This window comes from Catenovulum agarivorans DS-2 (assembly GCF_000568405.1).
Lineage (GTDB): Bacteria > Pseudomonadota > Gammaproteobacteria > Enterobacterales > Alteromonadaceae > Catenovulum > Catenovulum agarivorans_A.
In genome coordinates this window covers 32,538-57,887 of the sequence record NZ_ARZY01000011.1, presented here as the reverse complement: position 1 = coordinate 57,887, position 25,350 = coordinate 32,538, and the positions used below count along the sequence as shown (strand labels likewise).

Annotated in this window: 12 protein-coding genes; 4 read left to right on the top strand and 8 right to left on the bottom strand. The window is 41.6% G+C overall.

Annotation, left to right across the window (positions count from 1 at the left end):
- Positions 1-11 precede the first annotated feature (11 nt).
- The 7 genes from DS2_RS07770 to DS2_RS07740 form a co-directional block, all read right to left on the bottom strand.
- The gene (locus DS2_RS07770) at positions 12-3,452 is read right to left on the bottom strand and encodes a glycosyl hydrolase (protein ID WP_035014150.1); all 3,441 of its coding nucleotides are present in this window, start codon (positions 3,450-3,452) and stop codon (positions 12-14) included.
- Between the two features lie 86 nt (positions 3,453-3,538).
- Entirely contained in the window at positions 3,539-5,287 is a 1,749-nt protein-coding gene (locus DS2_RS07765; protein WP_235188564.1) for a GH39 family glycosyl hydrolase, read from the bottom strand.
- Positions 5,284-6,780 carry a sulfatase gene (locus DS2_RS07760; protein WP_235188563.1) on the bottom strand — a complete coding sequence of 499 codons (1,497 nt, stop codon included), beginning with the start codon at positions 6,778-6,780 and terminating at the stop codon, positions 5,284-5,286. Before DS2_RS07760 ends, DS2_RS07765 begins: the two co-directional genes overlap by 4 nt.
- Positions 6,781-6,802: 22 nt before the next feature.
- On the bottom strand, positions 6,803-8,209 hold the full coding sequence (locus tag DS2_RS07755; protein WP_035014149.1) for an L-fucose/L-arabinose isomerase family protein: 1,407 nt from the start codon (positions 8,207-8,209) through the stop codon (positions 6,803-6,805).
- A gap of 132 nt (positions 8,210-8,341) precedes the next feature.
- A complete protein-coding gene (gene rhaT, locus DS2_RS07750) occupies positions 8,342-9,424 on the bottom strand; it encodes an L-rhamnose/proton symporter RhaT (protein WP_035014148.1) in 1,083 nt (360 codons plus the stop codon).
- 4 nt (positions 9,425-9,428) lie between these two features.
- Positions 9,429-12,971, bottom strand: a complete 3,543-nt coding sequence (locus DS2_RS07745; protein WP_035014147.1) for a glycosyl hydrolase — start codon at positions 12,969-12,971, stop codon at positions 9,429-9,431.
- Positions 12,972-12,982: 11 nt separating this feature from the next.
- Positions 12,983-16,366, bottom strand: coding sequence for a glycosyl hydrolase (locus tag DS2_RS07740; RefSeq protein ID WP_035014146.1), 3,384 nt, complete (start codon positions 16,364-16,366; stop codon positions 12,983-12,985).
- 335 nt (positions 16,367-16,701) lie between these two features.
- On the opposite strand from DS2_RS07740, the gene DS2_RS07735 reads away from it, so the two are divergent.
- From DS2_RS07735 to DS2_RS07720, 4 genes are all read left to right on the top strand, one after another.
- Positions 16,702-19,551 (top strand): TonB-dependent receptor, encoded by a 2,850-nt coding sequence (locus tag DS2_RS07735; protein ID WP_035014144.1) that lies wholly within the window; start codon positions 16,702-16,704, stop codon positions 19,549-19,551.
- A gap of 198 nt (positions 19,552-19,749) precedes the next feature.
- Complete coding sequence (locus DS2_RS07730) at positions 19,750-21,558, top strand: glycoside hydrolase 43 family protein (RefSeq protein WP_035014142.1); 1,809 nt, start codon at positions 19,750-19,752, stop codon at positions 21,556-21,558.
- A gap of 198 nt (positions 21,559-21,756) precedes the next feature.
- Positions 21,757-22,326, top strand: a complete 570-nt coding sequence (locus DS2_RS07725) for a sigma-70 family RNA polymerase sigma factor (protein ID WP_035014140.1) — start codon at positions 21,757-21,759, stop codon at positions 22,324-22,326.
- Positions 22,323-23,981 carry a LamG-like jellyroll fold domain-containing protein gene (locus DS2_RS07720; RefSeq protein ID WP_035014138.1) on the top strand — a complete coding sequence of 553 codons (1,659 nt, stop codon included), beginning with the start codon at positions 22,323-22,325 and terminating at the stop codon, positions 23,979-23,981. The genes DS2_RS07725 and DS2_RS07720 overlap by 4 nt, the downstream gene beginning before the upstream one ends.
- Before the next feature lie 40 nt (positions 23,982-24,021).
- Here the strand turns inward: DS2_RS07720 and DS2_RS07715 are convergent, their stop codons facing one another.
- Complete coding sequence (locus DS2_RS07715; protein WP_152537565.1) at positions 24,022-25,215, bottom strand: hypothetical protein; 1,194 nt, start codon at positions 25,213-25,215, stop codon at positions 24,022-24,024.
- Positions 25,216-25,350 lie beyond the last annotated feature (135 nt).

The following is a 25,350-nucleotide window of genomic DNA, read 5'->3' as shown; positions in this document are numbered from 1 at the left end:
AGGTGCTTACTTTAAAGTTGTGTTTTACTTCTTACAGACAATTGAACTGGACCTATCAAACCTGAGCTTTGACGTGGTTCATTATCGTCCATAAATACTTGGGTAACGAAAGTCACGCGTTCAGATTTTGGTGCTGGTTGGTTGTCAACATACCACTGTGGCATTGGGGTAATTGGATTTTGCCAACGCGCAATTTTAAAACCTGAGGTATCAGGTAACTTGCGATCAGCCAATAAGCGATTGACCCACAGATTAGCAACTTTGATGGTTAATTTGTTTTTACCCGCTTGTACAAAGTTAGAAATATCAATTCTATAAGGTGCATGCCAAGCGCTACCTGCTAATTTGTCATTAAGGTAAACATTAGCTGCGACCTTAACTTTACCAAGGTCTAAGAATATTTGTTTGTTGTCAGCTAACAACTCGGCTGGTACATCAATGGTTTTTTGATATGTTGCTGTGCCGGAGTAATCTTGAATGGTTTGTTCTGGATGTAATTTCCAATCAATTAGTTGCTCAAAGGTAAAGCTTTTGTCTAAGCCATAAAACTTATCAAACTCAACCTGCCAAGCGCCTGTAATTTCAATCGCTTCATGAGTGGTTTTAATCACTTTTGGTTGCTGTTGTGCATCTAATACAACGTCTAGTTCAGGTTGTGACAAAACAAACTCAGGCTTTAGCGCGGTAACGGCTTTTGATGATTTTTCAAATACCACAAACACCGAATCATAAGCGCCGAGTTTTAGTGGAACACGGGTAATTTGCCCATTGTCTGAAAAAGCGCCTAACTGGGTGATATTTCCGGTGTCGGCATCCCAAAGCTCTGGTATTTTGCCGCTGATGTTAAATCGAGCATCAAATACTTGCGCTTGTGCTGAGTCATTGAAGATAAAATAAATATCATATTGTGCAGAGCGGCGATGGGTGAAATAGAATTTGTCTGCGTTTTTTATGGCTAAATCTAACGGCCAGTTTTGTTCGTTGTAAATCTTTTGCCAATCAATTTTACTGGTTTTTGCGATTTCATGAGTTGGAAATACACCCGTATGACCATGACTGGTTTTGGCTTTGGTCGAAATATTATAAGTGGTTGGTTGCGACCAAATATAATCGACCATCATTTTCAGTTCTTGCCTTTGTTGTTCTGAAACAAATCGTCCTGCTAACTGCTCTACAGGCGTGCCAACAATTACTGCCCCTTGTTGAGCTAGTTGATAAATTTTCTTCAGTGATTTAAGCGTTAAGGTTTGATGGTTGTTTAAAACCAATATTTTATATTGGCTACCGTGTGGTAATGTTACTTTGCCATCTTCAACACTAAGCCGTTGTAAAACTTCGCTATTTAAACAGTCGTAATTAATATTTAGTGGCAGCACAGCACTGATGGGGTCTTTTTCAGGGCAGGTGGTCGGTGTCGCATCACCTAAAAACCACAGTACATCAGCAACGTTATGACCTGTGCGCAATAATTGTTGTCCGCGGGCGACATATTTAAACCAAGGTTTGCCAGCAACTGTCCACCAAGTTTGCGTTCTATCCATGTGTGCGCCCCAGCGGTTCATGGTCATACCTGGCATTACATGAGTATTCGCTTGGTGGGCAAAACGATGAAATACATGCTGATTTACACCGAGCGCCCAGCTTTTATCACTGTCTGCTTTGCCTTCGGCTGGATGAAATAACCAGTTATTGCGTGGAAATTGGGTAAAAGCTTCGGCTGCAACAATGGGTTTGTTATAAATATGCGCGGCAGATGCTGAGGCTGAAAGTCTAAAGTTATTGTTATCAAGCCAGAATTCACCCATAGGTAAATCAGCTTTGCTGGCAACGTCTAGCTCATTAAATGGCCCTGAGCCGTATGGTTCTAAATAGGTTTTAATGCCATCTTGGTGTGCTAGTTCGCGAAAATAACCATAATAATTTTCTGTGATTAATTTATTGTTTAAATCACGAGTGTCCCATAAAACGGCTTCTGCTACGGTTGGCGATTCGACAAATTTACCTGCAAATAATGGTAAAAATGGTACCAGATCATAACCAAATTGCGCTTGGAATAGCTGTTCGTAATTGTGTGTCCAGTTTTGCGCACCCACTTCATAACTGTCAATTTCGATAGAATATAAAGCGTTTGGCGCAACAACTTTTAGTTTATCAATCACGTTAGTGATATAGGCATCGTAATGGCTTTTAAACGCAGCTTTACTGAATTTATCGACTTCTAACCCTGTGCCTTCTCGTGAAGCTGGAATGTTAACTGCACCCGTTGAGGTATAACCGAAACGCATAATAGTCCATTTGCCTGCGGGTAAGGTCGTGATTAGTTGCCCTTCAGAATTTAAACTAGCGGTTAAATTAATGACTGATTCTGGATCTATTACTAATTCAGCCGAGGGCTTTCCAATATCTTCAAATTCTTGGTAATCACTACGGCTTGCTGCGGTGCGGCCTGAAAAATTATCTAGCGATGGCGTCGACGATAAACGCAGTTCCTTAATGTGCATAACTTTGTTGCTGACTAAACGAAAATGTTTGGCGGTGTAACCAGCAAAAGCTTCATCAAACGCGTAAGTTGATTTACCTGGACGTCTTAAGGTTAGATTATCAACTTGTTTGAAATTTTTCCCATCATCAGAAATGTGCAGTGAAACATTCAATCCGCGGCCGCTGTGCAGCAGCATATCTATCAACCTAAGTGTATAGGGTTGTTGATAAGAAAATTGTAGCCATCCAGGTTGTTCGTTACTTGGGGTAATGCTGCTGTAATCGGTTAAATTATTGTTTTGCACAATTTGCGCATCAAAATTAGCATCAGATGCGGTTATCTTGGGTTTGACGGTGAAATCGGTTATTTCAGTTGCCAGCGAGGGGTAGGCTATCACGGCAATATCTTGATAATAATCTAGCATAGTCGCGGGTTGCGCCAACTTGATGTTGACATTACCACCGTCAACAATGGTTTCATTGTAGGTGATTTGTTTCATCGAGTGCTCAGGTGTGACCCAAGGGCCACCACTTGATGTCCAACCATCACAGTTGTGCATACCAAATGACAAACCTAATCTTTGTGATTCAGCTGCTAAATGCCCAATTAAATCAATATGTTCAGTAGAATTAAATTTTACCTTACCAAGCGGAATACCTTGGGTGACATTAAAGAGCATAGTGCCACCCAGGCCAGCTTCAGCAATTGCTTCTAAATCTTTGGTTAAACCGGCTTTGGACATATTGCCGCTCATAGCGTGTAACCAAGTCAGAGGTTTGGCTTCATGTGGCGGGTGTTTAAAGCTTGTCGCTAAACTTGTTTGTGCCTCTTGTTCGACTGGTGATGGTTCAGCCTCTACATTTTGCAGCTGCGCAATATCTTGCTCAGCACAAGCGGTTATACCTCCTAAGGTAAGGCCCGACAGTAGTATAATACTGGTGAATTTTAGTTGTTTTTGCCAGTACTGCATGTTTGTTTCCTTGGGTATATATCTTATAAAGTAGAGTCGCTAAATTCGGAAATTGATACCCTAAAGTGACAAAAAACCTTGGCCTTTTATCTCCAACGCACTTGATACTTTTGCACTGTAAATGAAGGTAGTTGATTATATATTTTTATCAACGAGCCTTTTCCTGAACCAGCTTGAAGTTTTGCATTTACTTGCGATTCTGCACTTACTTGCGTTGTTGCTTCTTGCCATTCACTCCACTTTAGCTGGTTGATCTTGCCGTATTTAGCTTTTGTTAGTTGAAACACTTTTAAGCCAGTTTTATTCAGTGCATGAGTTATTGAGGCGGTTGGGTGAGCATCGTCTTTACGCCAACCGCCTTGGCTTTGTGGTATGTTCGCTTTAGGAAACTCAGCCATAAACAGTTGATCTAGGTTGCTGGTTTGGTCGATTTGCGCGACACGATAGCTAAATTGGCTGCCTGCTGGTTTGTTTGTTGTTAACTCAAGTGCTATTGGCTCCGGTTTTTGGTAGCTCATGTTTTCTTTATTAAAGTTAAAGGTGAGTATGTCAAAACCTGATTTATCTGCTTTTTGGCTAAAAATGCCATCAATAATGTTGCCCTCAATATTGGGCGCACCGCTTATCGCATTTTTATATAGTTTATTTCCGACCATGCGGTGTAGCGCTAGTTGAGTCATGGCTTCTGGGCTATACGAACCTGCACGCATATTGCCCCATTGAAATACTTCTTGGATGTTATTTTCTAACATCATTTTTGACAGCATGGCGAAAAATGCAGAGTTGTGTGATGTGGCAACACTGACAAAACCCGCACGAAGCATTTTCACAATAAATTTGTATTCGTGAATTTCAAAACTTGCATTTGGGTTGTAATCAGGGTGTTCCAATATTGGCGCTATTTGTGTTTGATAAACTTGCTGCATATCCATTTCGTGCGGGTGGGTGATATGCGGGTAGTAAGATATGGCTAAAAAGTCGTATGGCACTTGGTTCTGTTTTGCCCATTCTACAAAATAAGGCGCGTATGCATCTTCTTTGTTGCCCGTGTAATCCACGTATTGGCTTTTATGTGTTGCTTCACGAAAGTGGGCGCCAACTGTGGCGTTTGGCAATACGGCTTTGACTGCGTTTACCGTGTTTTTGTAGTGGTCAAAAAACGCTTGTCGCGTCGCGGCCCAATGTTGCGGTCGGGTGTCTATTTCTGAGCCAATGCGAAAGCGCCAAGATAATACGGTTTCTTTACCGTATTTAGTCACTAAATGTTGAATAAATGCTTGAATGTATTGATTCCAAGCTTGTGCATCTTTTGGTGGTAACCCATTGCCATAAACGCCTACGCGGTCTTTGGCTAGGTAATGTTTACCGTCTGGTTCAGTCACAAATTTATAGCCACGTTGAAATGCCCAAGGTGGGTTGTCTAAAACAATTTGAAAAATATCCCAATCATTGTCGAGCCAAGCATCTATGCGTTTGGTTGCGGCTGCAAAGTTATAAATATATTTTTCGCCATCCCATTGGTAGGTATCACCAGATATATCTTGGTTATACCAACCGCCTAACATACGCACTGTATTCACTTTAGCTTTGCGGCCAAAAGTAGCAGGTTTGCCTTTCGGATTGCCGCGTTCAGTTCGCACCGCGACATCAAAAAAGTCGTAAATAGTACCAATTTGCGCTTGTTTGCTAGTGAAATCAGCAAACAGTTGTGTCGACGCTTGGGCGCTTTGGCTGTTATCTGCTTTTGGTTGAAAGGGGGCTGTGCTGCACCCGGCTGCAAGTAACAGCAGGGGCAGTAACATTTTATGTAGTAGTTTTAAGTTTGCTATCTTCATTGATTTAACAACTGATTATTTTTAATTTGGCGTTTTTGATAGAACGAGGGTGCATTCAATGGAAACTTTGCATGCAACAAAGTTTTCAGCTTATGTTCAATTGTGCGGTATTGCGAATGGCCTGATACATTGGCTTTGGCAACATCACTGTTAACGTGGTCGTATAGTTCGGTGAACTTAACTTGTTGGGTGGCGGCATCTCGCCACTCAGTATAACGCCACTCTCCGTCAGTCACAGTGACCCCCATGGTTTTTCCGCGGGTAAATAAGCTATAGGCTGCTTCTTTCCATGGCATGTGGGGATTATCGAGCAAGGGGATTAAGCTTTTTCCTTCTACCTTTGGCATGGGTAGGCCAGTTGCTTCAACAATCGTTGAAAAGATATCGACATTTTCAACTAATGCGTTTGAAGTGACACCAGCTTGTCTATTTTTATATGACAATTCTCGGCTGATAATCATAGGGACTCGAGTGTCTAATTCCATATTGGTATGTTTGTTCCACGCGCCATATTCGCCAAGTTTGTAACCATGGTCGCTAATAAACACCACCATGGTATTTTCTCTAAGGCCGGTTTCTTCTAAGGCTTGCATCACTCGGCCTACTTGTGCATCCATATAGCTAACGGTTGCGTAGTAAGCATGAATCAGCGTTTTAGTCAGTTCGTCATCCACGTCCCCTTCTTTTGGAATACCGCCATACATACGAAGCTCACCCCATTTGGTAAGGGCGAGTCGGTACATGTCATTTGGTTTTTTGCGACTCGGTACGGCAAATTGCTCTCTGTCGTACAGATCCCAGTACTTTTTCGGTGCGTTAAAAGGCAAATGGGGTTTGCTAAAACCAACGAACATTAAAAATGGATCGTCTTCTAGCTGTTTTAAAGTATTGATTGCATCTGTGGCAACCTTGCCATCTTTATAGAAATTGTCGTCAACATCACCTGCTTCGTAGGCAAATCTTTTTTCTTTATTGCCAGGTATCGAATAAAAGTTATCGAGCTTTTTTATGTGCGTGGTCCAGCTTTCTTGATCATCGGTAACGTGATGGTAAACCTTGCCAATACTAATGGTTTGGTAGCCATTGGCTTTAAATAATTGTGGCATGGAGACCACATCGGGTTGGTTAAGGCGTAAGCGACCATTTTTAAAAATGGTATATAAACCTGTTGTTTCAGGTCTTAACCCTGTCATTATGCTCACCCGAGAAGGTCCACAAATAGCTTGCTGGGCATACGCATGGTTAAATTTTACTCCTTCGGCTGCGAGTTTATCTATATTTGGACTAATCACACCTGGGTGACCGTAGGTGCCTAAATCAGCTCTTAAATCGTCAATGAAAAACACCAATACATTTGGAGGTGTTTTTGTTTGCTGTTTAGTTACTTGAGTTGATTGGTTGCTACTAATATGTGATTGAGTGCAGCCTGTAAAGAGTGCTGCTATTAGCATGAGTGGTACTACTTTCATAAATGTCATAAATTGAAATTTCATATAAAAATCTATTGTTAATAAGTTAGCTTAAACGACGAATGTCTATAGCTAAAATGGCGGCTAACTTTTCAAGTTTGTCAGCAATATGGCCAACACCAATGGCACAATGATGTGATGGGCCGCCGCGTGACCATTCATTCATAAATTCGCGCGCACCCATAGGGAATTTGTAGCGGCTGTTGGTATTGCCGATATGTAAAACAGGGCCTGCAACTGACTCACCTTCACACACTTGCAAAAACACACTGCCATCGCGCCGTGTGACCACAGATAAAACCGTTACTGGGCCATGTTTAACAGTCATTTGAATAGACAAACCTTTGCCGGGTTTGCCGTGATAAACTGGCAGTGGCACTAAGCCAACACGACCTTCGGCTATTGCAAAGTGGGCTGGGCCGTCATGGCCGAGGTAAACGACATCGTCTTTAAAATCAGCTAAGTAGAACTCAGAGAACGAGCCACCAACACCAAATAAGTCCATAATTTTCATCGCTTGCACGTTTTTAATTTCGCACTCACCGGCTATCGGCGTATTATCTCCAGTTAAAAGCGTGTTACCTGCGATTACTGAGGTAACGATATTTTCATACTCGCCTGAGCCTTCGTAGTAATAGGCCATTGAGCCGAGTTTATGTTTGGCGATTAGCTTATCCAGCGCAACTGAAGTTTGTGCTGCACGCTCAAGCTCTGATTGCTCACATTCGTCAGATACATCAAATTTCTCATGGAATTGGTTAATTTTGGCAGCGATTTCTTCGGCAGTTACTGCTTGGCGCAAATCAAACAGTTCGCACATTTCTAATATTTCGAAATGGTTACCAAAAGCGGCAGCTTGTTGAGTTAAGTCGCTATAAACATCTAACATGCCATTGTAATAATGGCCTAAAATACCAACGCGGTTTTGGCGCATACCCATCGAAACTTTTGCTGCATCTACCCAGTCGTTAATTTCTTGCCATACGTAGTCTTCTTGCATATAGCCAGACACTACATGGTAATCAACCCCTGCGCGGTTAAATACGCAAGCAAGTTCGGGTAATGAACACGACTGACAATGTTCTAACCACACGCCTGTCATTTTGCCGCGATCGCCCATGGCGTTGAATTTTTCATAGTCTAGCTGAGCTACAGGCTGAATATTGAGCATTACAATTGGTACTTTAGCTTTTTGCACTACAGGTAAAACTGTCGATGACAAAGCATAGGTAGAGATAAACAAAAAGATGATTTCTACATCTTCAGTTTTAAATAATTTTGCCGCATCTTGCGCTTTTTCTGGGGTATCCACCATGCCAGCATCCACTAGATCGGCGCCCATGCCTTTTATTTGCTCACTGATGTGATTGTGGTAACCATTTAAGTTATCTAATAAGCCGTCAAATTGCGGCCAGTAGGTGTCTAAACCTATTGAAAATAAACCTGTTTTCATATTTAACCCTTTATCTTGTTTGTTGTTTTATTTGAACGAGAATTTTGGTTCGAAATCGAGGCACAAGCGCGGAGTTTGTATGTACAAATGAGCACTTCCAACAAAGAGTTCGAAACAAAAGGCCGTTCAGGTTTAGTGAGCGGCAGCTGATCCTGCTAGTGTGTTCCCCCAACCAATCACGACCATGCTTAAAATAAGCACGGCTAATCCGGCTAAATTCCAACGCTGTGTCGCCGCACTAACGCCTTGCCATTCTTTTAATGCTAAGCCCCATAGTGTGCTAAAAACTATGATGCTGGCCATATGCAGCGTCCAACTTGAGAATTCGTATTCGCCCATCATGGTGGTGCCCATGCCATAAAAGAAAAACTGCATATACCAAGTGACACCCGCGAGCGCACAAAATAAAATATTGACTAGTCTTGGGTTGTGAACCGTTGCAGAAGATAATTGTGACCACGCTTTATTTTTAGTGGCTAAATAGGCGCACCAAATAAAGTTAGTTACAAAACCGCCCGCTAAAATAACAATTAATACTGGTAAGTTTTGCCATAAACTCGGTGAACCTTGAGCAACTGCAATATCAGCAATGGGTTTACCAGCGGCAAAGGCGTATGCCATAAACGAGCTCATTACGCCTGAAAAAAGTGCTAACGCTAAACCTTTGCCAAAATGAAATTCACTAACACTTTGTTTTTTGTCCTCATCGGATAATTCATTTTGTTTATTGGTACCCGCTTTACCGCCTAGCGCAATGCCCGCTAAACAAATAAACACCCCGAGTAACATCACTTGGCCGGATTGAGTCGCAGCAATAGATAACAACTTGCCTTCAAACAAAGGCGGCACCAGTGTGCCGATAACTGCGCTTATGCCCAGTGCAATTGAATACCCTAGCGCTATGCCCAAATAACGCATGGTTAAACCAAAAGTGAGACCACCCACACCCCAGAGCAATCCAAAACTAAAGGTCCAAACTAAACTGGAGGTTGACGCTTGCGCGAGTATTTGTGGGGTTTGTGGCAAAATCAGCATAGCCAAAGCCCAAGGGGCGATAATCCAGCTAAAAAAGCCGCCTATCATCCAATAAATTTCCCACGACCAAGCTTTGACTTTTTTATACGGAATATAAAAACTCGCCGCCGCTAAACCACCAACGGCGTGAAACAATACGCCGGTAAATGGGTTTTCTTGTACTTGAAATAAATCAAACATCTGGTTACCTGTTATTTGTGTTGTGTGTTTTCGAGCTTAATAAGGTTTGCTCTATGTACGGAATCAGCTTTACCGGACCTATTAATCCTGATGGCTGGAGCGGATCGTTTATCTGGTATGGGTGATAAGTACTAAAGGTGGTGCGGCCTGTTTCTGGCACTGGTTCACCGTTTAACAACCAGTCAGGAAAACCTTTTGAGCCGCCCATAGGTGTGCGTTCAAATAAATCAGGATAGGCGGCATCGCCTATCATGCGGTTGATCCAAAGGTTGGTTACGCGCACTTCTAGCTGGTTTTTTCCTGGTTTTAAAACCTCGGATACATCCACGCGATACGGTGGTTTCCACAAGGTCGCTAGTTCAACGCCATTAACTATTACTTCGGCAATCACTTGCACATTACCTAAATCAAGCAAGTGTTTTTGCTCTTTGGAAAATGAGTCGATTGTAAATGTGGTGGTGTAAACGCCTGTACCTGAAAAATATTTAACTTTGTTATCGTTAAATTCAGGCCATGATTTTAGTGTTTTAACCGTCTGGGTTTGTGGTAACTGTTGTTTGTAGGCGAATTGGTTAGGGAAGGACAATTGCCAAGGTGTATTGATATTAATTGGTGCTGGCACTTTTGCATTGATAGTTGTACTGACAGGTGTTTGTTGCTGGCCTTCTGCCAAATTAATTTGGTATGAGCCCGACTTGAATATTTGAGCCGTCACAGAAGTTTTATGATCAGTACCTTTAATAATGGTTTTGATGCCTGTTTGTGGTTGCACACTGACCACAGGTGGTTTTTCACCGCCCTGAGCATGGGCAATTTTGTGGTTATGTTTAGGAAAAACCACAAAAATAGAACCGCTTGGTTCTAAGTCAAAAAACACTGTGGTTGTGCCGTTGTCATTGGCGCGCCATTTTGCAGGTTTAACTATGTCACCTGTGTACGCATCCCAAAATTCTGGTTGGCGGCCACTGATACGAAATGTGGCTTCAACTCCTTTTGCTTGTGCTTTAAACAAACTTAAAAAGTACACGTCCGCATCTTTAGTTTGGCGGTGCAGCCATTCAATATTTTGTCCGGCTTGGTTAAATGCGACATCTGGGGTTAAGTTAAGTTGCTGAATAACTTGGCTTATGTCTGTATGCCAAAACACTTTGCCTTTACCGTAAGTATTAGATCCAGCTTGGCCTTGTTGGTAATTTGCCCAAAGTTTATTTGCAATGTTTTGTACATTTACATCAGATTGCGGGTAGTTAACTAAGGTGGGTGAACCTTGCGGTTTTTCACCCAAAATAACAGCGCCTTGTTTAACCAGCTCTGCCAGTTTTTTAATGGTTTTTTCTGTCATCACTGAGCTATTTTTAAGCACCAACAACTTATATTGCATGCCAGTTGGCAACACTAATTGGCCATCTTTAAACTGCAGTTGACGAATAATTTCTTGATTGAGGTAATCGTAGTTATAACCTTTAACTTTGACCTTGTCGTGAAACGAGGCGATATCGTATGGGGCTGATTCGCCAACAAACACCGCATAGTCCGCTTGAAATTGACCACTTTGTAATAATGCTTGTGACCGGCTTAAATAAGTTAACCAAGCTTTACTTTGTTCAAACCAAGTTAAGGTGCGCTCGTAATTAAAGCCATAAGGGCCAAAGGTTATGCCTGGCCAGCGATCTGTCCAAGGTTGCATTGCCCAACGATGGAAGACTAATCGGTTGGTGCCGCGGGCAAACATGCGATCGCCCAAGCCTTTTAAAGTGTATGGATGATTACTCCAGCTGGCACTAAATGGCACAGCTGTGAAAGCTTCAGCGGCAACAATTTTTTTGCCATAAGTATGGGCAGCTGATGCCGCTTGACGCGCACTATAACCAGGTTTTTCGTAACCATCGTCGGTTGTCCAAAACTCGTTCATTGGAATGTCAGTACGGCCAGCCGCTTGCAGGCTATCAAGTGGCCCATATAAATAGGCTTCTGATGACAATTGCATACCATGCTCAGCGGCTAATGTGCGCATTTTCCCATAGTAGTTATCTGCGACTACGTCCGCCATCACGCGGCGTAAATCCCATAAAAACCGTTCGGTTATTTCTTCGCTTTTAACGATATGACCGACTGTGGCTGGTAAAAACGGTATCATGTCGTAGCCAGTGCGCTGTTTAAATTCAGCTGGCAGGGTGTCATCCCAGTTATCAAACTTAACTTCCCAACTATCTATGTGAGTGCCCATTAGTGTGTCACCAGCCAGCGGACCGACATCTTTAACTAATTTTCCTATCAGATTGTCGAAATGAAATTTAAGTTTTTGTGGGTTGAGTTTGCTAATTTCTAACCCTTCACCAGCTTTGGGTGGTGGATTATTTTTTTGTCCGCTTGAGGTATGGCCAATACGCAAAATATTCCAATAGCCTTTAGGTAAGCTAACCTGTAAACGGCCATCTTGGGTTAGGTGTTGGGTTATATTTATAAATTCAGGCGCTTTGTTTGTTTGACCAAATTCAGGTGCTTTGGCATTGGAGTAGACAAACAGCGCCTTTTCATCCCATGAGTCTAATCTTGGCGTATTGTGAAAGAGAATTTCAGAAATATGTAGATGCACTTCTGGGAAATCTTCAACTTTCCAAAAGTTAAATTTGGGCTTTTTCGGTTGGGGATCTAACCCTTGACCACGTAAGTTAATTCGAAAGTAGCGTGCGGTAACAGGTGCAAAAGTTAACGCTTCGCGCTCACTTTTATGCGCGATATAAAAGTCTTTTACTTTGGTAAAATTTTTATTGTCGTTCGACACTAATAGTTCACCAAATACTTCGCCACGGCTTTGTATTTTCGGCACTATGGTCATGGCTTGAATTTCGACTGGCTGTTTGTAATCAAACAAAATCCAATGTTTTTTGGTTTTAATGTCGTTTGCAGTAACGGCTTTTGCAAACTTATTATCGATTAAGCTAGCGCCAGGGTAGGTTATACCACTGGTGGTAATTTCTAACAGCTTGGTTGGTAAAGCCGGTTTGGCTGGTACTGCAAAAACCGCAATGTCTTGATAGTGATTTAAATTGTGTGGCGGCATCGGCAAACTTAAATCAAATTTGCCACCTCCTTCTACAACCATTTCGCTAAAGGTGAGCTGTTGCATCGATTTGTCTGGCGTAACCCAAGGGCCGCCGCTGCCTGTCCAACCTGCATCATTGTTTTTGATTATTTTTAGCTTTAGGCGTTTGGCTTCACTCATGGCAAATTTGAATAGCTCGCGCCATTCATCGCTTAAATAAGCGTATTTGCCTGCGGGGGTGCGAAAATTCACTTCCATTATCAAGGCACCACCAATGCCAACTCGGCTCATGGCTTCTAAATCGGCGGTTATGCCTTCTTTAGATAAATTGCCGTTCATCCAAAACCAATAGACCCAAGGTTTAGCTTGATCAGCTGGGTTTTTAAAGGCTTGCTCTAGCTCAGTCGCACCACTTTGGTTTTGCGCCATTGCCACACTAGGTACAGTATTTAATAAACCCGCGATAGCCGTGGATATGATTAAAGATTTGAACTTTTTCATTGTTATTTCCCTCATTCGCGCGTCAATATTTGTACTGGGCCAATCAGGCCTGATGGCATTAATGGGTCGTCTTTGTCCCAGTGTTTCCAAGTCGCAAACGTGTTGCGCTCACCTGGTTGTTGTGGTGTTGCGCCTGTTAACCAGTTAGGAAATTCAAGCAGTTGCCAGCCTTGATAACCATTTTGTTTCCATTTAGCTGAATCAGAATATTGGCGCTCATCACCAATTAAACGGTTTGGCCAAAGGTTGGTGACTTCTACTATTAGTTGATTTGTTCCGGTTGTTAGGTATTGGCTGATATCAAACTGATACGGTGCCCACATTTGCACGCCTAGGTTGTAGCCGTTGATATATACGCGGGCAAACTGATGAGCTTGACCTAAATCTAAGAAATATTGTGCTTGTGGATTAACACTACCTTTAAAAGTGAATTCGGTTTGGTAGCGAGCTGTACCGGCAAAGTATTTAACATCGTCAGTTGGATGCTCGGTTAAGTCGATAAGTTGCTTTAACACAACTGATTCGGGCTGCTGCGCACCTTTGATAAAGTCTAACTGCCAAGGTGTTTGAATATTCTGAACTGGTGCGAGCGGCGCTTGCTGATATGTTTCAATGGTGCTTGCTGTGTCGCTAAACACGACAAAAAATGATTGTGCTTGTTCAAAAGTAAACTCAATTTGCGTGCGGCCATTGCTAACGGAATAATCAGTTAAACGTTGGCGTTTACCCGACATGGCATCCCACAATTCAACCACTTTACCTGTTGTTCTAAAGTCTAGCTTGGCTGTGGTTTTTGATTGCTCAAGATTGCTGACAAAATAGAAATGGCTGTTCTGCTCTTTAAGCTGATGATGGCGCCAAATAATGCGATTATCTGTGCCTGTTATACGCACGTCTGGCTGAATGTTTAACTGGGCAAAAGCCTCTGGTAGGCTGGCAAATACTTGCTGGTTATATTGACCACCCCAAATTTGGTTGGCGAGTTGCTTAACTTGTTGGTCTGCTTGCTGTGCATTGGCTAAGCTGGGTGAAAATTGCGGTGCTTTACCAACAATAACTGCGCCTTGCTCAAGCAACTGTTTAAGTTTTAGTAACACTTGTGGGCGCATGCTGATGTCATCAGCTAACGACAATATTTGATATTCTCGACCTGTGGCGAAGCTCAATTTTTTATTGTTGTTAACGTACAACACATTCAACAACCCATGAGTCGAAATAAACTCAAAGTCGTGGCCTTTAGGGAGGGTGTTATAAACAAACTCGCGGTCGAATTTAGTGGAAGAGTCATCACCTAATAAATGCAGCACATCAAACACAGGTTGGCCTTGGCTTAATAGTGCTTGGCTGCGCTGTACATAGCTATTCCAAGCATTAATTTCATGCCACCAAGTTTGGGTACGTTCAAAATGCAATCCCCAATAGCCTAAGGTCATGCCAGGTTGTAAATTGGTCCAAGGTTGATGGGTAAATAAATGGTGAGTAACTAAAGTGACGCCACCCACAAAGTCGGTGTCGGCTTGTGATTTATAGGTGAGTGGATGACTTAACCAGCGGTTGGCTTCTGGCAAAGAGGTAAAGGATTCAGAGCGTACAGGTTTGCCATAAATTGAGCCAGCTGATGCGGTCATTTTGGCAGTTAAATAAGCAAACTCTTGGTTTTTAATATTGTCTTTTGGATTAAGCGATCTAAATGCACTGTTGGCATAAATGATGTCGGCTTGGCCAAGCGCATATAGGTTATCAATAAAAGGTTTCATCGATTGCGCTGAAAATTTAATGCCCATCGCATTGGCGCGTTTAGTCATACCGCCATAAAAACGCTCGGCAATTAAGTCTGCCATGGTTTTGCGCATGTCCCATAAAAAACGCTCGCTGGTTTGTTCGCCAGCTTGTGAGCTGGTTATTTGGTAACCCAAAGTCGCTGGTAAATATTTAATCGGCGAATACCCACGTTTTTGGCTAAACTCGTTGGCAAAATTTTGTGTCCAGTTTTGTCGGCCAACTTCCCAACTATCGGCATGGGTGCTGGCAAATGCTTTACCTACTTGATCGCCTGCTAGTTTTTTGGCGGTTGCTAAGTAGTTAGCAAAATGCACATCAAGCGCGCGCTCATCCATTTTGTCTACTTCTAAACCTTCACCACCTTTTGAGCCTGGACGGTTGATTGCCTCGGTGGATGACATGCCAAAACGCACAATTGTCCAGTTGTCTACTTTCTCTGAATTAGCAGAGCTAGTTGGTGGTGTCCAATTAAGTTTGCCATCCGCGGTTAAATATTCACTGACATCAATGATTGAGTTGAAATCTATACTGCTGTTGTTATTGCCGTGCTTTTTGCTGAGATTAGCGAGTGTTGGTTGTGCAATTTGTCTTTCAGCTTCAGGCATAAAAAATGGAAACGCATGCGCGGCTTTTTGGCACCAATTATCAATACGTGGGCGGTTGTCTAGGGCTATTTCGCGTACCGACACCTTAACTTTGGGCATGGCGGTATATAACAATTTATTGTCAGTTGGTTTAAAAACAATTTTGGCATGGCGGGTGGTAACAGGCTCAAATTGAAAACAGCTAATATCATCGTAAATTTGACCACGTTTACTAAACGCCACTTCGCGATAGTTTTCGCCATCGTCCGATACCATTAAGTAATTGCGCCCCATCATGCCGTAGGCGGCAAACTTCACAAATGCGTTGCTGAAGGTGTAGTCTTGTTTGAAATCTAGCTTGATAAAAGTTTCGCCTGTGTCGGCATCTACAGTTGGCTTAACATCCGTATTCCAGTCGCCATCAATCACTTTGTCGGTTTGGCTAAATTGATACCATTTTTCGCCAGAAACCGTCACTTTATTCACTAAATCGACAAAGTTGGGCTCAATAAAACCTTTGGGGGTTGGGAAAGCTAGAGTGGCAATATCTTGATAAAAGCCAAGTGGTGCATGCGGTTTAGGAAATTGAATGCGCTTGGTGTTTGCTGTGATATTCAACTCGCTCCACGCTAGTTCTTTCATGCCAAGCTCTGGTGTTATCCAAGGGCCGCCCGCAACCGACCAACCTTCACCATTGTATAAATTAACTTGTAAACCCAGCTCTGCGGCGGTTTCAAAGGTGAGTTTTAACAAAGCTTGATATTCGTCGGATAAAAAACGTACAGGCCCTGCGGGTATCACTTCATGTTCGTTAATGTGCATTAGCAACACACCGCCTAAACCTGCATCGGCCATGGCTTGTAGGTCAGCTTTTATGCCTTCAGCTGTGACATTGCCATTTATCCAATACCAAAATACCCAAGGTTTATGTTGTGCACTGGGCTGCTCAAATTGCTGTTGCAATGAGTTTGCGGCAACTGCGTACGAGCATATACACAACAAAAAAATAATTAGGCGTTTTATTAACACATCAACTCCGCTTTTAACGTTTCTATCGGTTTTGCTAAGAAAAGGCTGATGAGTAAAAGATTGATACCTAAAATTTATTAAGTTGCGGAGGCTGAGATTTAGGGCGTTGGTATCTATTAGCTGAATATAAATTGATCTATATTGTAGGGTGGCCTTACCTGTGTTTGTTTTTTACTTGCTTAAACCTTCATTTTAAATTTTTTCTAATCACATTGTTGCTTTAGTAGTTCATTATTTTCTTTTTTTTAATTTTAATGTTGTTATATGTTGTTTATTTGTTATATTGGTAAGGCCACCTGCCATTAAGTGGGTAATTAACAACACAGGTACTACACATGAACGAAGCAATTAAATTTTCCAAACAAAAATTTATCAGCAAAAAAACAGTGCTTGCGAGCATGTTAAGCATGTTGCTGACACCCGTTGCGGTGGCAGCTGAGAGCGAGCAAACAGAAGAAATTGAAACTATCTCTGTGAGCGGTATCGCTCAGTCTTATCGTAATGCAATTAACGAAAAACGTGCTGCACCAACAATTGTCGATTCTTTATCAACCGCAGACATCGGAGCCTTGCCTGATTTATCGGTTGCCGAAACACTTGAGCGTATTACCGGGGTTACCGGCGATCGTTTTAAAGGTAACGCCAGTGAAATTTCAATTCGTGGTTTAGGTCCATTTTTAGGGATGTCAACGGTTAATGGCCGTGCAATTTCTTCAGGTAGCGGCAATCGCTCGGTTGCGTTTAGCCAATTCCCATCAGAGTTGGTCAACGGTGTAACAGTGTATAAAGCACAAACTGCTGATTTATTAGAGGGCGGTGTATCTGGCTTAATTGATTTAGCGACTATTAAACCGTTAGATTATGGTAAAGACAGATTACAAGCTGAAATTAAACTGAACTACAATCCTTACCAAGCAAAATTTAACGATGATAATGGCATTGGCCAACGTAATTCCATTTCATACACCAAAAATTTTGAAGGTACGAGTTTAGGTAATTTTGGTTTTGCAATTGGTTATGCAGGTGCACGAACAAGTTCGCCAGAAGAAAGCTATAACACTAGCTCAACCTTACGTAACTGTAACTCTGATTATTTAAAAGATGGTGGAAGTAACTGTTCTTTTAAAGATAGCAATGCAGCGGCCAATGGCGGCGCAGCGGTTGATGGCGACTACTATTTTATCCCAAATTTATTCTATTATCGTCAAATGGAGTCTGAAGAAAAACGTGATGCGGCCATTGTTGCATTGCAGTGGCAGCCGAATGACTCGTTAGATATTAATGTTGATGGCCAATGGTCTGATCGAAATTACTACGAAGACAGACATGATTTGTACTTTGATGATGGTCGTCGTCGAATTCACGATTGGCAAACAAACGACCAACATGCATTAACCCAATATAGTGGTGAGTCGCGGATTAGCAGTTATGGTGATTATCGAGTTCGTGATGAACAGTATAAAGGTGCGGGCATTAATGTTGAATGGCAAGCTACAGACAATTTAAAAGTTATTGCCGATGCTGCTTATTCAGGTACGCACAGATGGCAAACTATGCACTTTGTGCGTTTTAGAAGCGATAGACATTTCTTTCAATGGCAAGTGATGGGTAGCGAAGCTTTCCCTGATATTGCGCGTGTTTACACTGATAAAGACGACCCTGAAGGTAGTCAGGTTGACTGGTTAAGTGAAATCCAAGATTTGAGCTTCTTTGACGCAAACTATGAAGCTAGAACTGAACGCTACGACATTAAAGACTCTATTAACAGCCATAGGTTAGACGGTATCTATACCTTTGATGAAGGCTTCTTTACCTCGGTGAAGTTCGGTTTAGCAGGTTCAAGTCACAAGCATAAAAACTATGCAGCACATAGAGTTACGCACAAGAATGCGCTGAATACAGACACGCCGATTTTGGAGCAAGTTAAAGCGTCATGCCAAACTGATTGGGCGCAAAAAGATTATGGTGATGACGCTAATAGTCCAGTCACTTCGTGGGCAACGTTTGATACCCATTGTGCACATGCTCTATTTGATACAAGCACTCAACCAGATCCACAAGCACCGGATGCGGCTGATATTAACTTGACTGAGGATATCCGTTCAATTTACGCGCTTGCAAATTTCGCAACAGAATTAGGTGATAAATATTTAACTGGTAATGTTGGTTTGCGTCATGTTAAGACTGATGTGAGTTCACTTGGTATTAGCAATGGCTACAATGTTGTGACCGATCCAGTAACTGGCTTTGTTTCGTTTGAATCAAACGATAACCTTGAATACACCCCTTACACAAACTCTTATAGCAATGTGCTACCTAGCTTAAATTTATCATTAGAGTTAGCTGATGATTTAATTTTACGCGGTGCGGCTTTTGTTGGTATATCAAGACCTGACATGTGGTACATGGGGGCAGGGCGAGATATTGGTAGTGCAAGTAGCGAAGAAGAGTTCACTACGGTTGAGCAAGCATTAGAAAATAAAGTCAAAGCAAAAGGTAATCCGTACATTGAAGCGATTGAGTCAAACAACTACGATATTAACTTAAGTTGGTATCATGAATCTGACACTATGCTCTCAGCCGCTTTATATTACAAAACCTTCAATGCGAAATTTGGTAACAAGGCAGAAGAAGAAACCATTACGGTTGATGGTCAGCAATACAATACTTTGGTACAAGGTATTCCTGAAGTACAAAGCGAAGAATCGTCTATCAAGGGGGTTGAGCTAACCGTGATGCATAAGTTTGATTTCGGTTTCGGTTTATCAACAACTTATAACTATGCAGATTCTGATTTTGAAACACCTGAGTCTGGATCTAACGTTACACAAGATGTCCGTGATAATACAGTACCTGCAAACTTAGCTGGCTTGTCTAAGCACAACTTTACCAACCAGTTTTATTGGGAAAATGACGATATTTCAGTTCGTTTATCTTATAAATATCGTTCTGAGTACTTAAAACCATTTGGTAATAATTTGGCGCAAACTAATCGTATAGTCGATGACACGAAATCGGTTGATTTAAGTGCATCATACAAAATTAACAAGAACTTTAAACTGAAGTTTCAAGCGTTAAATTTAACCAACGAACCATATGTTGAACAACGTGTGGTAAGTGAAGCGTATAACCGAATTGAATATTCGGGCACGCGATATTTCGTTGGTGTGCAATACAGAATGTAAGTAAGTGTGTCCCTGTGCCAAAGCCTCTAGCTATATGCTAGGGGCTTTATTGTTTCTGCCCCACTCAAAATTATGGGTAGGGTTAAATAACATATGTTAGGTATAATAAATCATACTCAGTCATTTGTATTCATAACTGTACAAAATTGTTTATGTTCGATATTATTTAGCATCTTCTTAACATATGGGATATTCACAATGAAGTTGTCTAAAAAATTTTTAGGACTTTCAATTGCCGCAGTTTTAGCGGGTTGTAACTCCGAAACTAAAGTCGAGTCTCAACAGCCAGTGGCGTCTGAACAAGCATCAGAAACCATCATTCCAGCGCAAACAGGTAGTTTTGGTGATCAAGGTGATGGTACCTATATAAACCCAATTTTAAATGCCGATTATCCAGATTCAGATATCGAGCAAGTGGGTGATACTTATTACATGATCACGTCTAAACAACATATGTCGCCAGGCATGCCAATATTAAAATCAAAAGATATGGTTAACTGGGAAAATGTTGGTCATGCATTCCCCAAATTATCTTGGGCACCTGAATACGACTGGGATCGTATGAATGGCTATTCTTTTGGTACCTGGGCGGGTGATCTCGTTTATCATGAAGGTAAATGGTACGTTTATCAAATTGATTACCAAAATGGTTTGATGGTGACCATGGCTGACAACATTGAAGGCCCATGGAGCGAGCCAATTATGATGTTGCCGCATGAAGAAGTATTAGATGATCCAGGTGTGTATTTTGACTATGACACCAAAAAAGCTTATGTGATCATCAACACGGGTTTAAAGCATAAGAGCCCAGAAAATAAAATTGAAGGTAATGAAAACTATATTTATGAAATGAGCTGGGACGGTACTAAGATCCTAGATGAAGGTAAATTAGTTTACACAGGTATGGGTGCCGAAGCGGCTAAAATATACAAGATTGATGGCACTTGGTATATCACTATGGCGCAATGGACTATGGGTGATTATTCAACCAAACCTGGTGTTAAAAACCCGAAAAATGACCGAAAACAGTTAATACTTCGTTCAAAAGAAAGTATATATGGCCCTTACGAAGTAAAAACCATAATGGAAAAAGGCAAAGAGTTTGGCCATCGTAGTGCTAGCCAAGGTGGCTTTATGACTGCGCCTGATGGCTCTTGGTGGTATATGCATCAGCTGATTCAAAATGACGATATTCCATTCCAAGGACGCCCACAAAACTTACAACCTGTTACTTGGGTTGATGGTTGGCCAATTATAGGATTTGACGAAGATGGTGATGGCATAGGTGAACCTGTTAAGCGTCATAGAAAGCCAATTGATGGTTACCCAATAACAGCACCATCGTCAGACGATGATTTTTCTTCTGACAAGTTAGGTGCGCAGTGGGAGTGGAATCATAACCCACGTGATACGCACTGGTCGTTAACAGAGCGCCCAGGTTGGTTGCGTTTGAAGGCTAGCAAGGTTTTACCAAACAACAATAACCATGGTCCAAAAATTAATGAATGGACTAATAACGATGGTTCAGATTCAGATTTCTGGCGCGCGCCAAATACCTTAAGCCAACGTATGATGGGTATTACCACAGGTACAGCCATAGCCAAGTTTGATATCTCAGGTATGAAACCAAATCAGTTAGCTGGTTTTGTTCGCTACGGTGGTGTTTTCAACCTACTCGGCGTGGAAATGAAAGAAGACGGTAGCAAACACTTATTCTACATGGATAAGATGAGCAACAAGACCATGGGACCTGAATTAAACGGTAATGATTTGTATGTGCGTACTTCAAATGCTCGTAACAAAGCAACTTATGAGTATAGCTTTGATGGTAAAAACTATTATGCATTTGGCCCTGTATTTACAATTGCCTTCGGTAAATGGACTGGTGACCGTTTAGGTTTCTTCAGTTGGAATGAAAAAACCGATGAAGATGCGGGTTACATAGATGTTGATTGGTTTACTTACGATTATGATGGCCCAAAAGCGGCACGAGTTGTAAAAAATTAATCAATAGCTTATACAAAGCATTATGTATACTTACTGTTATTTGAAGATACATATTCAAATAGCTTAGGTGAAAAGCCTTGAATTGGACATGTTTCATTCAAGGCTTTTTTGCAGAGCAAAATAACCAAATGACGGTATGTAGCAATTATTTACATTAGTTGTTATAAATACTGAAGTTGTCGATTAATAGATGCAGTGATGAATAAACCCGCGTTATGTTCAACACAAATTGCCGAAAACAATAATGGCACAGAGCTAGTGGATAACTCTGCTCAGTTTTTAGCCTTGTTTGAAGCTGAGCGCAAACGTATTTATGCCTACATTTATGCTTTTGTTGGCGACAAAGCTGCTGCTGATGATATTTTTCAAGAAACCAGCACTATATTGTGGCGTGAATTTGACAAGTTTACCCTTGGCACTAGCTTTACCAAATGGTCAAACGCAATTGTATTTAATTGCGTACGTACTTATAGACGCAATAATAAATCATTAGTCGGGTTGAGTGATGAGGTGTTAAACGAGCTTGTTGCCAATGCAGACTATTCACAAAGTTCAGAACAAAGATGGAATGTACTACAAAGCTGTCGTGCCCAGTTATCAGAGTCAGATCAGCGTTTGTATCAAGGTTTTTATGTTGAAAACCAAAATGCGCAACAAATAGCAGACAACACTGGTCGGTCTATTTTTGGTGTGCGAAAATCAATTCATAAATTACGTAAAAAACTGTTTGATTGTGTTGATCGCAAAAAGCGTGAGGGAATGTTTTGAATAGAACCGATGAATTTTCTGATATACGCGACATAGCAGACAGTGTTTGTAATCAAAGTGCTACGCCAGAGCAAATGGCAAAACTAGATGTATTACTAAAAGGTAATCCACAGGCACAGCGCTTTTATCAAGAATACATCGAACTACATGTGCAAATGTCGTCCGAAGTTGTCCCTAATTTTGAAGTCGTTCGGCGACGCATGATGGTCGATGAAGTTATCGTGCGTCCAACCAATAGTGGCGCACAACCACCACTTGAGAATAGTCCGGCTAGTACAAATCAACCAACGGCATTCAATCAATCATCAAGCAGTAAATCAGATAACAGTATATGGCCCATTATTATTGCGGCGCTTATTATTATCCCTTTATCCGTTGTTGTTTTGCTGCAGTTTCTAAAAAACGACAACTATAATAATGCCCCAGCGCATATTTTATCTGGCCAGTTACAAATTAATGGGTTAGGCAAAATAGAAAACGGCCATCTTGCACCTGGCGATTATCAAAATATTCAAGCAACCCAAGTAAAGTTGTTGTCTGGCGACATTTTACACTTTGCAGAGCAATCAAGTTTTAAGCTTTACAATGCAACTGAAATTGAATTAAAAGCGGGCAGTGTTGTTATAGAAGCTAATTCCAAAAATAATATTATTGTGCTTGCTGATGGTTTTACCATTCATAGTAACGGCGATAATGTGGAAATAGACTTGGCAAACTACCAGCCAACTATTCAGGCGCAAGGCAGGGCTGTATTGATACCAAAACGCTGGCGACCAAAACATTATTGGTCATTTGACGGTAGTAATGACAGAGCGATCGATTTTTCTGGTGACGCAACGGGGATCGTCAGCAAGGGCGCAAAACGAATTAAAGGCTTAGTTGGTGCGGGCGCATTTGAGTTTGACAATAGTAAAGATGCACGGATAAACGTAGGTAGCGGCGGCGGTACTGTGCCAGCTTCGGGCAGTTTTGCAGTAACGGATGGCGTAACCATTGAAGCACTGATTATCCCTGAATATAGCGGCGAAGGGCCGAAAAATGGCCGTTTTGGTGAAATGGACGAGATATTTCGTAAAGACCAAACTGACAAAGACCACAGAATGCTGTTGAGTTTTCAAAACGATCACGGCAAAACTAATTTAAGACCAGCAGGGGAGTTTGATGAGTCACTTAGTTTTGGTTTGTATATTCTTGGCCAGGGCTATCACGAACTTAAATTGCCGCTGGATGGGGTAGATGGCAGGCCAACTTTAGCCCAGCTTAAAGACGGAAAAATGCATCACGTAGTTGCAACATATGATGTTAAATCGGGCCTGAAAGCCATATATTTAGATGGAAAAATGTTAGCCAGCTACCAGTATCCAGCTGGTTCGAAAATGCTTAGTGGTGGCTCAGGATTAGCCAATATTGGTAACTCACCTAACCAACCAAATAGTGCAAAGGAGGCTTATGCAGGTGTGATTGACGAAGTTGCTTTTTACGATTTTGCGTTGCCTGCCAAACGGGTTTATCAACATTATCAAAATACAAAAAAAGGCCGAAACTATTTTGGCTTAACACCAAGTGCTCAGCCTCTGCCAGAAACAATTCAAATTCGGCTTCTATCGGAGCAGATAATTAAACTAGATCCTTCCACAGGGTTGCCTGTTGACTAATGGGCTACGCAAAGCAGTTGCGGCTCTGCGTAGCTCAACACTAATTAAATGAGATAGTGACTGATTCTATGTCAACCCAACCTGACTCGCCAGTTTGGTCGTTTAAATCATCTTGATAAACACTTGCTGTAAAATCTGCATAACCCTCGCTTGGGTAGCTATCCGTATGTTTTATGCTTGACTCTGCCCATAACCAAGGGCCTTCATCTTGCATTGTCATATTTGGATACGGTGTTCTTTCCGGTGATGGGTAATCCAAGCTTGCTGTTACTTTGAAAGGTGTCGTCGTAGACAAGTACTGCAATAAAGCCGCTTGTTTTGTATTTGCTTGTAAAGACAATCGATTGCCGGAAATTAACGCGGGGATAGCATTGTTAGGGGTAGAGCGGCTGGATAAGCGGTCCGAAAATTCATTTACAATAGAAACGGTAGCGCTTAAGTCACTTGGAACTTGTAAATAAGTACTAGTTGAACGGGACGATGAACGCTTGACAAAAATTAGGTTAAAATCACCTACATCAAATTTATCATTTCGATTTACATCAAAAAAGACCACTATCCTGTATGTCGTATCTGAGTTACGAATGGATTGTGGTAAGGCTCTAAAGTCAATATCTACCAACACCGAATTTGTATTTGAACAGCCAATCATGCCATGTGGGATAGCTGAAACAGATGAGTAAGTTTGCGTCCCTGCACCCGGCAGTTCGGCTAATATAGATGCACCGTCTAGGGCAAAAGCTGCTGAGCTTACAGTATCATCTACAACTGATTCAAGTGACAATTGTCCTGATTGATTCGCCAAAACATTGTATGGCTTTGCTTGGTAACATCCGCCAATGTCTACATATTCGACTAGAGAGGAATTACCGACAACTAGATATCTGTCCCGCGTTTCATTTTGCCAATAACCGAATAAATTGGGTTCGATAACATCAGTTACGTAAGCCTTATCACTTTCTTGTTCATCTGCCTGTGTACCTACATTTAAAGCAACAAACAGTTTATCTATTTCGGAAGAGTTAAAGCCTTGATTTTGCAGAGCGGTTTGCAATTGCTCTACTTGCTGCTGGGTAAGATTAGAAAAGTCGGTGTATCCCAAGCTTGCTAGTTCAGCTTTAACCTGCTGAATATCTGAATTTGACAACTTGCTCTCATCAGAGCTCCCTGAACCTCCGCATGATACGATAGAACATGCTAATAAAGTACTTAATGTACATTTCCAAAACTTCACAAAAATTTCCTTAATAATAACAATTGGAGTCATTATTTTAACTTTTGTGATCATATTTGGTCAATATTAATCTATTGGCTTGATAGGATGATAACTAGGCTGTTTTAGAATAACTATATCGCTGCAATGGCTAAA